The sequence below is a fragment of the Aquimarina hainanensis genome, from assembly GCF_042684685.1.
GTDB classification, from domain to species: domain Bacteria; phylum Bacteroidota; class Bacteroidia; order Flavobacteriales; family Flavobacteriaceae; genus Aquimarina; species Aquimarina hainanensis.
In genome coordinates, this window is sequence record NZ_JBHULX010000001.1 from 556,162 (window position 1) to 571,204 (window position 15,043).

15 protein-coding genes are annotated in these 15,043 nt (G+C 29.0%); 9 read left to right on the forward strand and 6 right to left on the reverse strand.

Annotated features, from left to right (window positions below; translation table 11 throughout):
- Nucleotides 1-2: 2 nt before the first annotated feature.
- A complete protein-coding gene (locus ACFSTE_RS02480) occupies nucleotides 3-3,236 on the forward strand; it encodes a hypothetical protein (protein ID WP_378258327.1) in 3,234 nt (1,077 codons plus the stop codon).
- Nucleotides 3,237-3,502: 266 nt separating this feature from the next.
- On the opposite strand, the gene ACFSTE_RS02485 is transcribed toward ACFSTE_RS02480, so the two are convergent.
- Nucleotides 3,503-5,146, reverse strand: a complete 1,644-nt coding sequence (locus ACFSTE_RS02485) for a recombinase family protein (protein ID WP_378258329.1) — start codon at nucleotides 5,144-5,146, stop codon at nucleotides 3,503-3,505.
- On the reverse strand, nucleotides 5,143-5,307 hold the full coding sequence (locus tag ACFSTE_RS02490) for a hypothetical protein (protein WP_378258331.1): 165 nt from the start codon (nucleotides 5,305-5,307) through the stop codon (nucleotides 5,143-5,145). Before ACFSTE_RS02490 ends, ACFSTE_RS02485 begins: the two co-directional genes overlap by 4 nt.
- A gap of 521 nt (nucleotides 5,308-5,828) precedes the next feature.
- On the opposite strand from ACFSTE_RS02490, the gene ACFSTE_RS02495 reads away from it, so the two are divergent.
- Entirely contained in the window at nucleotides 5,829-6,203 is a 375-nt protein-coding gene (locus ACFSTE_RS02495; protein WP_378297931.1) for a tyrosine-type recombinase/integrase, read from the forward strand.
- Between the two features lie 409 nt (nucleotides 6,204-6,612).
- Nucleotides 6,613-8,136: a S1C family serine protease gene (locus tag ACFSTE_RS02500; RefSeq protein ID WP_378258335.1), complete on the forward strand. Its 1,524-nt coding sequence runs from the start codon at nucleotides 6,613-6,615 to the stop codon at nucleotides 8,134-8,136.
- Nucleotides 8,137-8,492: 356 nt separating this feature from the next.
- Here the strand turns inward: ACFSTE_RS02500 and ACFSTE_RS02505 are convergent, their stop codons facing one another.
- From ACFSTE_RS02505 to tssD, 3 genes are read right to left on the reverse strand one after another with little or no spacing between them, the layout of a single operon-like run.
- The gene (locus ACFSTE_RS02505; RefSeq protein WP_176028905.1) at nucleotides 8,493-9,071 is read right to left on the reverse strand and encodes a hypothetical protein; all 579 of its coding nucleotides are present in this window, start codon (nucleotides 9,069-9,071) and stop codon (nucleotides 8,493-8,495) included.
- A complete protein-coding gene (locus ACFSTE_RS02510; protein WP_378258337.1) occupies nucleotides 9,071-10,009 on the reverse strand; it encodes a hypothetical protein in 939 nt (312 codons plus the stop codon). The genes ACFSTE_RS02505 and ACFSTE_RS02510 overlap by 1 nt, the downstream gene beginning before the upstream one ends.
- A 2-nt stretch (nucleotides 10,010-10,011) precedes the next feature.
- Nucleotides 10,012-10,731 carry a type VI secretion system tube protein TssD gene (gene tssD, locus ACFSTE_RS02515; RefSeq protein WP_378258339.1) on the reverse strand — a complete coding sequence of 240 codons (720 nt, stop codon included), beginning with the start codon at nucleotides 10,729-10,731 and terminating at the stop codon, nucleotides 10,012-10,014.
- A 489-nt stretch (nucleotides 10,732-11,220) separates the two neighbouring features.
- Between tssD and ACFSTE_RS02520 the strand changes: the two genes are divergently transcribed.
- The 3 genes from ACFSTE_RS02520 to ACFSTE_RS02530 are packed head-to-tail and all read left to right on the forward strand — an operon-like array spanning nucleotide 11,221 to nucleotide 12,472.
- Entirely contained in the window at nucleotides 11,221-11,448 is a 228-nt protein-coding gene (locus ACFSTE_RS02520; protein WP_176027647.1) for a hypothetical protein, read from the forward strand.
- Nucleotides 11,417-12,259 carry a hypothetical protein gene (locus ACFSTE_RS02525; protein ID WP_378297933.1) on the forward strand — a complete coding sequence of 281 codons (843 nt, stop codon included), beginning with the start codon at nucleotides 11,417-11,419 and terminating at the stop codon, nucleotides 12,257-12,259. The genes ACFSTE_RS02520 and ACFSTE_RS02525 overlap by 32 nt, the downstream gene beginning before the upstream one ends.
- 15 nt (nucleotides 12,260-12,274) lie before the next feature.
- Nucleotides 12,275-12,472 carry a hypothetical protein gene (locus tag ACFSTE_RS02530; RefSeq protein ID WP_176027649.1) on the forward strand — a complete coding sequence of 66 codons (198 nt, stop codon included), beginning with the start codon at nucleotides 12,275-12,277 and terminating at the stop codon, nucleotides 12,470-12,472.
- 5 nt (nucleotides 12,473-12,477) lie between these two features.
- Here the strand turns inward: ACFSTE_RS02530 and ACFSTE_RS02535 are convergent, their stop codons facing one another.
- Entirely contained in the window at nucleotides 12,478-12,912 is a 435-nt protein-coding gene (locus ACFSTE_RS02535; RefSeq protein WP_176027650.1) for a helix-turn-helix domain-containing protein, read from the reverse strand.
- A gap of 470 nt (nucleotides 12,913-13,382) precedes the next feature.
- On the opposite strand from ACFSTE_RS02535, the gene ACFSTE_RS02540 reads away from it, so the two are divergent.
- The 3 genes from ACFSTE_RS02540 (at nucleotide 13,383) to ACFSTE_RS02550 (ending at nucleotide 15,006) form a co-directional block, all read left to right on the forward strand.
- Nucleotides 13,383-13,838 carry a hypothetical protein gene (locus tag ACFSTE_RS02540; protein ID WP_378258345.1) on the forward strand — a complete coding sequence of 152 codons (456 nt, stop codon included), beginning with the start codon at nucleotides 13,383-13,385 and terminating at the stop codon, nucleotides 13,836-13,838.
- A 106-nt stretch (nucleotides 13,839-13,944) separates the two neighbouring features.
- Entirely contained in the window at nucleotides 13,945-14,196 is a 252-nt protein-coding gene (locus tag ACFSTE_RS02545) for a hypothetical protein (RefSeq protein WP_378258347.1), read from the forward strand.
- A 180-nt stretch (nucleotides 14,197-14,376) separates the two neighbouring features.
- A complete protein-coding gene (locus ACFSTE_RS02550; RefSeq protein WP_378258349.1) occupies nucleotides 14,377-15,006 on the forward strand; it encodes a hypothetical protein in 630 nt (209 codons plus the stop codon).
- The last annotated feature ends 37 nt before the right edge of the window (nucleotides 15,007-15,043 follow it).

Below are 15,043 nucleotides of genomic sequence, written 5' to 3' on the forward strand. Positions count from 1 at the left end.
TAATGAGAAACGCATACATAGGCTATACCTACCAGCAACAAGTAACATTATTATTCTTAGCTTTAATGGATGTAGAACGTTTTATATCTACTATAGAAATAGAGGCAAAAACACCCGATAATTTTGACGATTTAATAGTTTGTACAAAATCAAAAACCTATCATTTTCAAATAAAGGACTTTAATAATGTAACTTTAGAAGATTTGGAAATAGAAGGAGATACTATTTCTATAAATGGCAAAGAACACAAGTTATCTACCAAGCATAATGTTTTGTTTTTTAACACAATAAAAATTAAACAGAATGACAACTTTCTTGGCTTTCCAAGCTATAAATTTGAGGATAATATTACCTTTATTTCCCTTTCAAGGTCTCAAATACATTCTAAACTAAACCAACTATATCAAGATAATCTAGTAAGGAAAAATCAAATAGAAGCTTTCTTCAGTAGTATCTTAGATAATAGAATATGGACGATTAGACGGGAAATGTTACCCAAACTCAAAACCTTTATAACTAAATTACAAGAGAAGTCTGTTCTAATAAGTCATAAACTTTTAGAATTTGAAGATATTCTATTTATAGAAGGAAAACCCGGAGTAGGAAAAAGCCACTTTGTTAATACCTTATTAAAAGAATATAAGCACACTATTCTATATCGTTTTTGGATAGGAAATCAAGATAAAGATTACGAAGAACGTTTAAAATTTGAAAGGTTCATTGCAGATTTAAACACAAAACTATTTAATGATATAAAAAGTAGAACAGAAGAAGAACTATTAAAAAAGCTAAAAAGGAAAAAGAAAAACTTTATTATAGATGGACTAGACCACGTAGAAAACTATAATAGTAGCCAAATAAATGAATTTATAAATTTTATTGACAGAGCGAAATTATACTGCAAGATTATTGTTTTATCGAGACCTTTAGTCCAAAATATCAATTGGAAAAAACACACACTAGAAAATTGGAATAGTAAGCAAACATCTAAAGTTTTAAAACAGTTATTTCATATTTCAAAACAGCCAGTAATAGGTGATATTTACACAATATCACAAGGCTATCCAATAATTGTAAACTATTTAGCAGAACACTATAAACTCCACCAGACAGTTCCCGAACTTGAAGAAATTGAGGATATTAATTCATATTATCAAAATATTATTTCAAGCGAAAAAGGAAAACACAGCCTATCCTTATTCTTATGCACAAGTTCCTATTTAATGAAATCTGAAATTGAATTATTAGCAGGAGATGAAAAATACTATATACAGGAATTTATAAAAGAACACCCTTACCTATTTGACATTAAATTAAATAGAGTTTCCTTACTACACGATAGTTTTAATACCTTTTTAAGAAAGCAAATTAACTATACACACAAGCTTGAGAATGTTGCTAAAAAAGTAAGTCAATCCATCTTACAATTAGATAAAAGATTCTTATCAAGATTTAGTTTTTTTAAACTAACAAAAGACCAAAAAAGACAGATTTTGGTTAAATATTGCTCCATAAAAACCTTTGAAAAGCTTTTAAAACACACAATAGATTTTGAAGCCATTCAAAGCTTTTATGTTCAATTAAGAGAAGCCTTAAAAGATATTACTGCAAACGAACTTAATGCAAACCATTACTACGATTTATCATTAATAATAAATTTAACAACAAGAGAGCATCTATCTACAAACAATTCATTTTATTATACCTATGTCAAAACTTTAATAGCAAATGGGTTTACTGTTGAAGACATTACAAGTTCCGACTATCTATTTACAATGTTCTACTATGTAAAAACTAAGAATGCCTCATTGCTTTATAATAAAACTTCCAATGGTAATTATGATACAAGATTCTTTTACAAACAGCTACGAAACGATATCATTGAGGAAGAAGACTATATAAAAAAACATAATAATCCCATAACCAAAAAGAAAATCGAAAAAGCATTAAAAAACAAATTGCATTTTCGAGATTATTTAACCTATATAACCGAAAATATTTTTATTCATAATCTAAAGATTAAGGGCTATAAAAAATTAAGAAAATCTATAAAAAAATATATTGAAGGAGATACTTATACTGCAACTTATTTGCTGGATCGTTTTTTAGAAAAGTACAAAGTGCTTAACTATTATCCTGAATGGATGCTTAAAGATGTATATAAAAACCTTATTGCGTATGGTTATAGAATAAATGACAATCAAAATGAATATCAAGATTTAACTTTAAAAAAACTAATTGATAAACATAGTCAATTAGGTAGTTTTGATTTAAGAGATAAAATTCATAATCAAATTAGATTAGCTTTATTTGAAAATAGAGAAATTGATATAAAGAATATTTATCCTTATTGGACGAAGTATTACCAAAGAAAAGACTATTCTTTTTATAGTGTTCCCTTAGCATTAAGAACATTAGAAAAAGATGGATTAATCTCTTTAGAAGAAAGTATTATCTTAATAACTAAAATTCAAAATATATCTGAGAAAGGATATAGACATTTATTAGCTGAATTCATTAAACTATATAAACCAAAAAAAATTATCACATTTTTAGAAAAGAACTTTAATCTTAAAGATTTGAGAGTAGAATGGTTTAAACTGCCAATTAAATATGTAAATACAATAAGTGAGAGGGTATACAATACCGAGATGAATAAAGTTTTAGGTTATCATAGAGATAACTCAATACTAATCGAAGAAATAAAAAATGTTTTATATTCAAAATACTTAGAAGACCTCAAATCAACTTTTAACCTATTTAAAATTAAGATTAGGTATACAAAGAAGGATAATCGGACAGTATCTAAATTTCAAGATTCAAAATTATGGTTTCTCAAAATAGAAGAAAATGATTATGGTAATTACAGAGAGACCAAGCAACAAAGATTTGAAAAAGGTATAATCTCGTATGACAATATTGCCTTTATCAAAAAGAAGAAACTAAAGCCTTATGAGGTAGCATTATATTCAGATGGATATTATAGTTCTCTTCCAACTATAGAAGTTTTTAAAATTTACGATCCCAAAGTTATTACATATCATTTTAAAAAAATACTTTACAATTCGCTAGTAAATAAAACAAAGAGTATCAACTATTTTTATTTACTATTTTATCATCCTGGAAATATTCTAACAATGATAAAACAATATAGAAATAATGATGAGTATAGAAAAGCTATTGAGAGTTTTAAAATATATATGAAGTTGTCAATGTATGATATAAAAGGTTTGTAAATTAAATTTCCGTTATCAGAAAGTAAAGACAAGATAATTATCGGAAACATTAAAAAAATGTATTTGTAGAAAATTTGAAAATAAAGAAATACTCGAAAATAGATGAATTTAAAATTACAAAAACAGGACTCTATTAAAAAGTCCTGTTTTAAAGTCCTGAAATGTTTCTATTTGTATGGTTTTGTAGGCTTTTACATCCTTTTTTGAACCCTGTAAACATCTAATTATCTGATTTTTAGTTTTTTATAACTGTTGTTTTTCTATTCTCATAACCCGAAGGTCACAGGTTCGAGTCCTGTTCCCGCTACTAAACAGGACAAGCTGGTATCTATACTGGCTTTTTCTTTTTTGTAAAATTCCGTATCCCTTGCTATCGTTGCATTTATAGCAAATAATAAATTGATTTCATTGGTTAGATATTGCCTGTTTTCAGGATTAATCGTTAAACCTTTAGGGAAAATCAATTCTTGTAGTTTAGTTTTTATTTCAAAACTCCCTGAATCCCAGTATTTACTGATGTTTTGTGAGAAAATAACAATTGAGTCTATAAAATCATCAAGGTTAGATATTTTTTTGCTTTGACTTTTTAGATTTACATTTAATTGCAATAACTCTTTATCAATTTCCTCTTTATATGTTTTGTATGTATAATCATCAATTACATCATTCATAAGTTTATCTATTAATTTTTTAGATTTATTTTTTAAAGCCTTAATACGTTTTTCTATCGTTTCTTTTATTTCGTATTCATTGTTATTATGATTTTTCAATAACAATTTTATTTGCATTTTAAACGGTTCAATAAGATGTTTATCTAGTTTAAATGATTCTAGGAATTCTATAAATGTATTGTGGACTCCTTTTTTTAATGATCTTTTACTGGAATTAGCGTTTAAATTGACTCCTTTGCATTTTTGGCAAGTGTAATAGTGTAATTTTTTTTTCTTTACCTCGTAGCTAGTTAACTTGTTATTGCAGTACATGCATCTTAAAAACCCTGTTAGGGGTCTATCAACATTTAGTTTACTTATCTGATAACCTCTATTTTTATGAGTTTCTAAAATAGCTTGTACTCTTTTAAAGTTAGCTATTGATACAATAGGTTTCCAGTTACCTTTTATTGGCTTATCCAGAAGTTTATTTGTAGAGATACCACAATAGGTAGCTTTACTCCACATTGCGCTTAATTTTTGTTTAGATATCTTAAGACCATATTTGGCCATTTCCTTCTGAATGATATAATCTTTTTCTCCACGGGCTTTCATAAGCCATGCTTTTTTTAATAGTTTCCCATCTTGGTTGATTTCGATTTGTTGGTGTTGACTTCTTCTGCTAAACTCGGTCACCCTTGTGCCTTTGAGTGTATATCCTAAAGGGGCTCTGCCTAGATAATTTCCATCTTCTAGAAAAGTTTTCATACCAGGCAAAGTATGTTCCATTCGCTCCAGGTTTTCTTTTCTGGCTCTCAACAGTTTTTTGAGTATCTGATATTCTCCATCTTGTGTTTCTGTAGAAATTCCAGAATTAACTTCTATCAGATGTACATTGTTTTGGTGTACTAACTCATTAGTAAGTGCTATTGCATTAGCTCCACTTCGTGAGAACCTATTCATTTTGTATATGAGTATGGCAAATGGCTTGTCTTTTGTTTTCGAAACTTCAGTAATTAGCTTTTTGAATTCTTTTCTTGTAAAATCTCCTTTAGCACTTTCGTATGTAGCCCCAAAATATTTTGTTATAACTAAGCCCTTTTCAAGGGCGTATTGATCAGCAAACTTCTTTTGGTATTTAAGACTTTTATTTACTTCTTGATCTTTACTGGATACTCTGGTATATACCCAAACATTGTTATTAACAGTTATTTGTTTCTCAGCTTTTACAATAAATTTCTCAAAATATTCTAAACTCATTTTTTATTTTTCATTATTTCTATACCAATTAGAGCTAATTTGTATAGCGATTTTATAATTTTTACAGCTTCTTGTTCTGTTAAAGCTTCTAACCCTTCATAAGAACGTAGCTCATCAACGGTCAAAACATTTAAATCATTTTCTTGTTCTTTTGTTTTCATGTGCTTCTATATTCGTTGTGAAAACGAATATAGAGGGGCGAATTTGGGCAATAATACCGTTTGAAAATATTGTCTAATTCAAAGAAAATTTAGTCATTAAAAAGACACAAGAGGTATTACAAAAGAATAGGTTTTTAAAGAGTATAGCTCTTGATATTGAAAAGCTAGACATGGTTAAGACAATTTTTGACCTTGTCTAATTTGGATAATTTTTGTAGGAAAACAAAGAAATTATCGTATTATTTTGAATTTTCGTTTTATATTTTAAGTATTCTAGGTGTAATTATTTTCAGATATATTCTTAAAATAAAAAGCAGCACATATCAAAAATAATCCAGATAAATAGGTTTAGTTTTTCTTCTCTAAATAGCCTTTTAAGACTTTTTAGCAGACTTTAACATATAAAACACTCTGTGTAAAAGCACTGATTTTAATATGTTTATTATGGTTTTTTAGCACTCAAAGTGCTGATAAAAAAGAGGTTATTATGGTCACTAAATGGCTACGTATTTTTTACGGCATTGCCGCAAACATTAAAAGGTGCTGATCACTTATATTTGAATTGTAAGAAGTTTTATAAAAATCAAAAAAATAGCAATGCAGACTATATCTTTCCCGAATTGAAAAAAACCAAAAAAGATTATCTTAGAGACATCTACAGAAAAACTAAAACCGCCAACAAAAAATTCAACCTTTATCTCAAAAAAGTTGGAAAGTTAACCGAAATATATAAAAAAATTACAATGCATATAGCAAGACATTCATTTAGGAACATTGCTGGCGATAAAATTTCTCCTAGAATGCTTCAGAAGTTATATAGACACTCTCACCTAAGTACTACTATTGGCTATCAAGGGAATTTCATACACAAAGAAGCTGATGATACCTTAGTATAGTATTCTAGATTTTTAATAGAATTATACTCCTTACCCAACACTCAGCCTTTACATTTTCAAACTCCATATTTTTCTATATTGCATTCCCATTTGATGATTAACTTTAAAAATCATCGAATTAATCCGAGTTTCCAAAAAAAGAGGAGGAAATAAGTTTATTACTCTTTTATGCGATTCCAGTTTGTTTTTTATTCATGGAATATTCTACTAAGGGGGAGAAAAATTATAAAGTTAAGGTAACATTTTGTCCTACTATGCTACATACGGTTAAAAAATGAAGAACAAATGTTTATCAATCAAGAAATTTTCAAAAACATATACTCAGCTGGTAACTACAACAAATTTTAACATTACAAAAAGACACTCATTTTTATTAAAATCAATTTAAGTAAGCTCTAAATATAAATAAATGAAAAAAATTTTATTATTATTCTCTATTATGATAATGATGAACAGTTGTGCATCAATACTTAACAGTAAAATACAAAAAAATGTCAATGTAAAAACCAAAAACACTAAATCTATCGTCTACGTAAATGGCATAAAACAAGGTTCTGGTACAAGTGTGAAATCTAAAATACCTAGAGACCGTAAGGTTAAGCAATTAAAAATTAAAACTGAAGGTTATAAAGATCAATATATCGTTCACTATCAAAATAAAAAATCACCATGGCATATATTATCATGGGTTCCTTTTGGAGTTACTATTTATCCTATCTTTATGGATTTTGGTCCTAAAAGTTTTGACTATAAAAAAGATGTTTTAGTCGAAGAAAAATTAATTCCTATTGAAGTCAAAACTGAAGATCAAAAATACATTTTTGTAAAAAATACAGAATTTGACCTAGATGAAAAAGCTTTAAGAGTTAGAAAAATCAAACATCGTTCTCTTAAAAAGAATAAAAACAAATTTAAAGAGATCGATTCCAATATAGATAAGATTGAATTTGACAATTCTATCTTTACCTCGTCATTAAATAATATTTTATTAAAATATAAATACACTGATTCTACTAATACTATTTTTAAGAACAAGACAAACTCAGCTTACTTAAGTGCTAAAATTAGTGAGTTAGATATTCAATATGTTTATCAAGTTGCAGCTAAACGTCCTATGACTTTCCTACAAGCTGAAGTAAATGTTTCTTGGGATTTTCAAGATATATACGGACAAAGTATTTATAGTAAAAGTTATAAAACTACTTCAGGACAATTTTCTATAGATTACAATAAAAAATCAACAGCCCTTTTAGCTATAGAAGACGCAATTACTTCATCTTTTTTAAATTTTATAAATAATAAAAAAGTTGAAGAACTTTTAAAAAAAGACAATATCAAAACGAAAAAAACACTACCTTATATTACACTTCATAAAGGAAAATCAATTAACGATTTAGATTCTGCACTGAATAGTACTGTAACAATAAAAGTAGATAAAGGTCACGGAAGTGGTTTTAAAATAAGTACTGATGGTTATATCATAACTAACTTTCATGTTGTTGCTAATTCTAAAGAAAATATTACTATCATTACAAAAGATAATAAAGAGTATAAAGCTAAATTAATTAGGCAGAATGAAGATTTAGATTTAGCTTTATTAAAAATAGATGCTATATTTCCTAGTCATTTTATACTACCCTCTACAAAAAATTATAAAACAGGTAACGATATTTTTATTATTGGTACTCCTACTAGTGTAGAATTAGGTCAAACTTTAAGCAAAGGTATTATTTCTGGTGACAGAGAAAATGAAGGCATTAAGTTAATTCAAACTGACGCTGGAATTAATAAAGGAAATAGTGGTGGTCCAATGATTAGTAAACAAGGACAATTAATTGGAGTTATAAATGCTAAGCTATCTGGCATTGGTATCGAAGGGTTAGGATTTGCGATTCCTGCTGAATTAATAAGCAGCGGACTATTTATTAAATAACCCTGAGAGCACATAGAGAAAGTTGCGCAAATTGCTCTAAAAAGCATTAAATAGTAGTTAAAACACTATTTTATATGCGCAACTTTTAGGTGAACTACGATAAAATACTTGTACTATTGATAAATATACCCATCTGTTTATCCAATACGAATCAAAATTTAACTGAAAGCAAAAGACTATGTATTCCGTCTTATCTAAGATTATTATTTGACTATTGAACCTATATACTAGAAACAAGTAATACATTTCTATACAAGCTCCTGGAAGATTATACCGAGGAACAATTATTAGCTATGTATGGAAAAGAAAAAGCAACATTTATTAAAAACAATCCAGATAAATGGATTTAAATATTGTTACCACACATTTTTCCACTTACCCTCTTCTTTAAGAAAAATCATCATTCTTCGATCATTTTCTCCGTGAAAACCTTCCTGTGAAATTACATATGATATAACAAACCCAATCGTATGCTTTTTATTAAAAACAGGATAAGAATAACAAACAACCCATTCTTTTTTTCGATCATTTTTTATTGCCCGCCACCATTCTCTGGAAAACTCCTCATACGCTTTTTTATACGGAGCTAAATCAATCAAAGCTTCTCTGGTAATCTTGTTTTTATATGGGTAATATCGTATCGGTTCATTGTTTTCTACAGCAGCTCTTTGTTTTATCAAGTAATCCAAGTCCTTTTCGTCTAAATAGGTTAATTCTTCAATCGGATCTCCTCCATCTCTGGTTATTCCATTATTCTTTTCCCACCACAGAGAATCTGGCGGAATCATCAGCTTATTATTAAGGAGTCTCTCCTCTGCATGTTTTTTATAAAAATCCTCTTCAATAAATCCTAAAATTTGCTGCACATCTTTATCCTTATCATATTGATGACAAGAAACACAGATAAGACATATAAATATACAATACCATTTCATCAGTACTCAGTATTTATTTGACTTCCTTTAGGTATTACTACATTTTTCAATGCCTTATATTTTTTATCATGATCCGTAACTACACTTCTATACAATTTATCTCCAATGAGACCTCGTAAACTCTCCTGGAAAGATTTCATTTTGCGAAGCCCCTCATCACTTATATCTTGTGCATATGCTGCATGGTCATGTTTACCTTTATATCCCGTATCTCTTTGGAATATATCAAAACATGAATCAAGATCATTATTGCACCAAGCTTTCATAGCTGGTATCGCTTTTTTCCATGCATGAATAAAAAACTCATGTCCCATAGAATGACACATCTGTGCAATTACTCGCTCTTCATCCCATTTCTCTTCCTTTGCAGCTTCTATATAGTTTCTTATATAAACTTTAATAATTACTTTTAGATAGAAATCCTTAGGACTGTTCTTTATTCTCTCTTTATTACTTACAATCCAAAATGTTCGCACAGATCTTTCAGCATGCCACTTATACGCCTCTATTTTTCTGGGGCAACGTTGATGAAATTGAGTTATGGTACTCGCTAAAGCACCTCCTTTCATATCACTCATTTCTATAAAATGCAAGGCGTGAATATCATAAAAATCTCCACGGCAAGTTGCCGTAAACACCTTTTCATTATCTAAAACGATGGAGTCTCCTTCATTTAAGAACAACCCAAACACTTCTTGTCCTTCGGGTGTCTTTAAAAACAACTTCAGCGATTTGATAACCCAGGGGTGTATAAATCCATCCTTTTTTTTATCTACTGTTTTAGTTATTTCTGTATCTTCACTTGTCCATATACAGTTCTCTATACAAGCTCTACTAACGAGTAATAGAGAAGGAATCTTGCATTCTTGCTCTTTTATTTTCAGTTCCAGCGATCTGGAAAAACCTGCGATATTTAATTTAAATTCATTTCTACCCATTTTCAAAATACCATTTGTTGAGTTTCTATATCACTACTCTCTGGCAATACTTCCAAAGCTATCCTCTGTATTGCTGCTTGCACCTGAATGTTTTTTAGAACATCATTTTGCACTAATTTCCCCTCATACTTGAAATCAACATTAGGATTGTGTAAATCAATAGAAATTAGTTCGCCTATAAGATTCTTAGTTTGAACAGTTAAATACACCGTATCGCCTATCTCTGCACTCGTTAAGCGTTTGTTTGTTTCATCTGTCAGATAGTAGTCTATTAAAGCTGCCTCTTCCTCTTCTGTAATTTTTTTCGTAGTAGTTACATGCGGGTCTGTTTTAGCCCAAGGTTTTGTCAGCATAAGCACTCCATTAAAGAAAGTAGTGGCTGCTGATAGTTTTAAGCGATATAAAATAGAAGAGGTGTTATTGGCATCGAATTCCAGATTATAAAATAAACAATGCACATCGAATAATTTATAAGTACTGCTTCTGCTTATTCCGTCCGCAGAAGAAAATATAATTTCACAATGTTTCGTCATTAATGGAGTAACTGCCCATTCAAAAAAATGATCATTGCGTTTATTAGTTCGTAGTACTATATCGTGTATTTTCCAGTTTGGTTTAGAAAAGGGTCTACCGTTATAGTCGCATTGCTGGGTTATTTCTGTAGTGTAGTTAATGATCGTATACGCTTCTCCCTCCAGGAGAAGTTTGCCCTGTATAGTCATAAGTTAGAGGTTTTGTGTGAATAGTAAAGTTACTAAGTATACAAACAAAAACATTGTGGGTAAACCGCAGACTTTTAACTGATAAATAATTATAAAACAGGGTTATAGAAAGATTTTTACTAGTTAAAAACAACACCTTTTCTTCTTCATCCTTGTTAAATGATATTCTCTGATATTACATTTTTACCAATTTGCAATAACTTACCTAATTTAAAATTACAAAAATACGGATAAACCACATACAAAATACGGTTCTATTGCACTGTTTTTCAGTATTTTAACTAAAAATAATCATCCATAAATAGGATAACTGTCGTTTTTAAGCTTTTTTCTAGTAAAAAAAGAGGGGTTTAACCCCCATTTTTAGGAAAAAAAGACATTAATAAACGGTGAAAATAATTGAAAAAAAAGAGCTTTTTTCTTATTATATAAACTTATTTTTGACTGTAAATCAAATACTTATTTAACTTTTTAATTTTTTTTGTACTTATGAAAACTAATAAGAATGTTTCCAATTATTTTAAAAACTTTTTTTTATCTATTCTTTTATTAAATTTAACACTGTTCCTTACAGGTTGTTCAGGTGACTCTGTGGAGGATTATGAAAAACTTGAGTTTTTAGCCTCTGAAAAAGATGAGGAACCAGATCCTGATAATAGAAAAAATTTTGCAGCATCAGATAAAGATGAAGAACCAGACCCAGATAACAGAGACTAAGAAAATATTAATCGCAATTTTAATGGTCATAGGTGCAGTAATCATTTTCACTGCACCTTTATTACATATAGTGTTTCCTAAAAAACCTGAATACCAAGTTAATTTTGAAGATAAAATAAACAAATTCAATAAAATTAAAGATGCTGAACTTTGTGATCTAAAAGAAAAACAATTAAAAGGTATAATTACCCCCTTAGAGTATATAGAGCAAGCTGAATCATTCCAAGTAGATCGTGAAACGCAAACAGCCTTGTTAAACTATCAATTAAAAAACTTAATAAATGATAATAGAATTTTTGGATTTAAAAATATGCGGATTTTTCTCATTGGTTTTGGCATTAGATTACCATACATATTTTTCTCGACTATTATCCTATTTTTCTTTTTATACTCTAGAGATAAATTAAAATCTAATATTTACTTATATCACTCAGTTCGAATATTATACACCATATCGTTTCTTATATCTTTCTATATGACCATATGGTTTCTTTTACCTAGAGATTTACCAGTTACGTTATATCATTTATTAATCGGAACATTATCTGTTTTAAGTACAATCAGCTCCATACTAATAATTAAATATTATTATAACAAAAAATCTAACTTTATAATACTAGCTCATAAAGTAAAAGAGCTTATCCACTTTATTACCAAAAGCCGCAGGACCACTCTTGATCTAGCAATTACTGCTTCCCATGCAAATCCTAAATTAAAAAATGACATTTCAAGTAAACTCGTTGAATATGATAAAGAACTAAATGAGACAATGAAACGAATTATAGATGAAGTAAAAGAGGTAAAAAATTAATGTAGCTTATTTAAAATGAATATTAAGAAAGACAAGCTATATAAGAAAATTTTTGAACAAGGTTTAATTTATGAATCAGATGCAGATGAATTAAGCAAATCTCTTATGACTTTATTTGAAGAAGAAATTTCAAAGAAACAGAATAAATTAAAGAAGTTAAATTCCAAAAAAGAATCCTTAAGCAAAAATTTATCATCCGAAGAAGAGGAATAAATACGTCATTTTGAATATTTGCTTATATTCTTTTCTATGATTGATTCTAACCTTTCAATTATCAATTCTTCATCTTCAATCTTACCATCAAGAATTTTCATTTTTATATACATCCACAATAAGGGGCTACTTGAAAACTCATCATCTCTAATGTATATATTTTCAATAATTTCAGAAACTGAATAATCATTTATTGCATTTTTACTAACAATTCCCCTAGGTTTAAGATTATTATTAGCTAAATCTGTATTTATTAAATCATCTATAGACACTTTATACGTTTCAGATATTTTTTGCAATGTTTCTATTTTCGGGTAAGCCTTACGATCTATGTAAGAGCCTATATTTCCTCTTTTTAGACCAACTGTTTGACCAAAAGCATCTTTCCCTAACCCTGTTTTACGCAGCAAGTAGCTTATGTTTTCTGAAATGTAATTCATTTATTGTATGAATTTACCATATTTTTTATGTTTTATTCATATAAAATATGTAAATTTGTTTATGACTAAGCGTAAATTTAAAAAAAATAGATAGAATTAACGTGATTATACTAGTAATGAAAGGAAAACAATATAATTCTTTCAAATGAAAGAATACAAAAAATATATAGATCGACAAATTACTTATTGAACTAAATAACGAATTGTAAAACAAGGCTATTATTTGATCATGAAAGAAGATAGGAGACAAATTGTAGAATATTGGCTCAAAGAAAATCAAGATATATTCAACACTCACGGTTTAGACAGATGGTTGAAATTTCCTAAAGGAACAATGCAAAAGTTTTATAAGTACGACAGACGCCTTAGTAATAAAAGGATAAACAAAATATATAGATCAGTTAGCAAACTAACCCTAAGTTTCAACGAATTTAAAAAAACAATTCCTAAACAATAAAAAACTCCCCATTATGAAAAATAATAGTACTACAACGCAAAATGAATATCTAATCTTCATTGTCAAGTCCATGCATATGAATATTGTTTCTTTTATGCATAACCTCTCTTATGGAGATACCTATGAATCCCTAATCTATAAATGGACAATTCAGTTATATGAAAAAAGAATTCCTAAAGAACAAGGATTAAAAATTATCTACAGAGCCAGATGGTTCGCATTAAAACACCCTGATAAAAAAAACAATACCCCAAAATCCAAGCCCAATCTACCTGAACCCCTGCTAAAATTTAAAGCGAATCCTACTTACAAAAGATTACCACTACAAATCAAAAAACAAGTCCTTAAACAAATGGAACTATCAAATTATAACAAGCATCCCATTACTATCGATACCCTATTAAAAAACATATCTTCTAAAAGTCCTAAAAAGAAGAGGAATGGAATTTTCTCAAGTTGGTTTTTTTAAATTGAGTTTGTGTGAAGTCCCGCCCCAAATCTGAACCCCTGCTTATGCTTATTCTTTATATACTGTACTATCGTCATCTATTGCTTATTAATAAAGAATAAAAAGCATGATAAAAATACATACACCTGATATTGATGATCTAAAAATCGACAAAACCATATTCTTAATGGAAACCATTAAGGAATTGGGGTTAGAGATAAACAGCTTTATCATTGCCATAGTACATGGAGAACCTTACGAAACCATTATTTATATATGGATCGATATATTGTATAGTCAGGGAAAAAGTAGCGATACAGCTGCTCGGATCACCCATAGAGCTATCCGCCTTTTTCTGGTTAATGTTGAAAAAAATTAACTCATATACACCTTTTTAGCACGGATGGTTACCAATGCCGGAGCATGCCTTAAGTAATAGTATTACATATTAATCTATTGATAGGTGCACTTTTCCTGTATGCTATTACTGGAATTGCTTCGGCTATTTTCTTAAATAACTTGGGGATAACCATTCTCTAAAACTAATAGCAGTAAAAAAATGTTGAGCATTCTTATTCTTTTAGGTGCAATCGTAAATATTAGCTGTCTTCTGATTTCCAAAAGAAAAAGTATCAGATGGCGGTTCTTATTACATGGAATATCACTGATCATTACTGCATCGGGGCTTATCTATATCAAATGGTACTATCCTGATAGTACCACTGCAATCAAAAGCTATCCGTTGCTGTATCACCAAAGAAATCACAAAGGATTATTCGACCTAAACGACCCTATGCAGAAAGCTGCCAAAGTACATACCGTGCATACTATATCCGGTATCACAAATACCTATAAACGAGCACTTCCTTTTCTACAGAAAGTATGTATATCAAAAAAAGGAATAGAAACAAATCAGTTACTATTGCTACTAACTAATAACAAAAAGGCTACAAAACTTATGGTTACCTATGATCATCATAGCAATAGTATCTTAGAAATCAGTTTAGCTAATACAGCTATTACTTTTAACCAATTACAACAGTTACTAAAGGAAAATGGGTTACTGCCTTCAAAAAGAATTCTTTACGGAAGACCAATAAGCGCACCTCAAAAAACGTATACAACTCGATTATCGAGTGAAAAGACAGAAAAAGGGGAAAAATCCCGATTGACAAGCTGCTTATATTGAATAACTTTGGACGACTTACTATAAAACAAACATATAA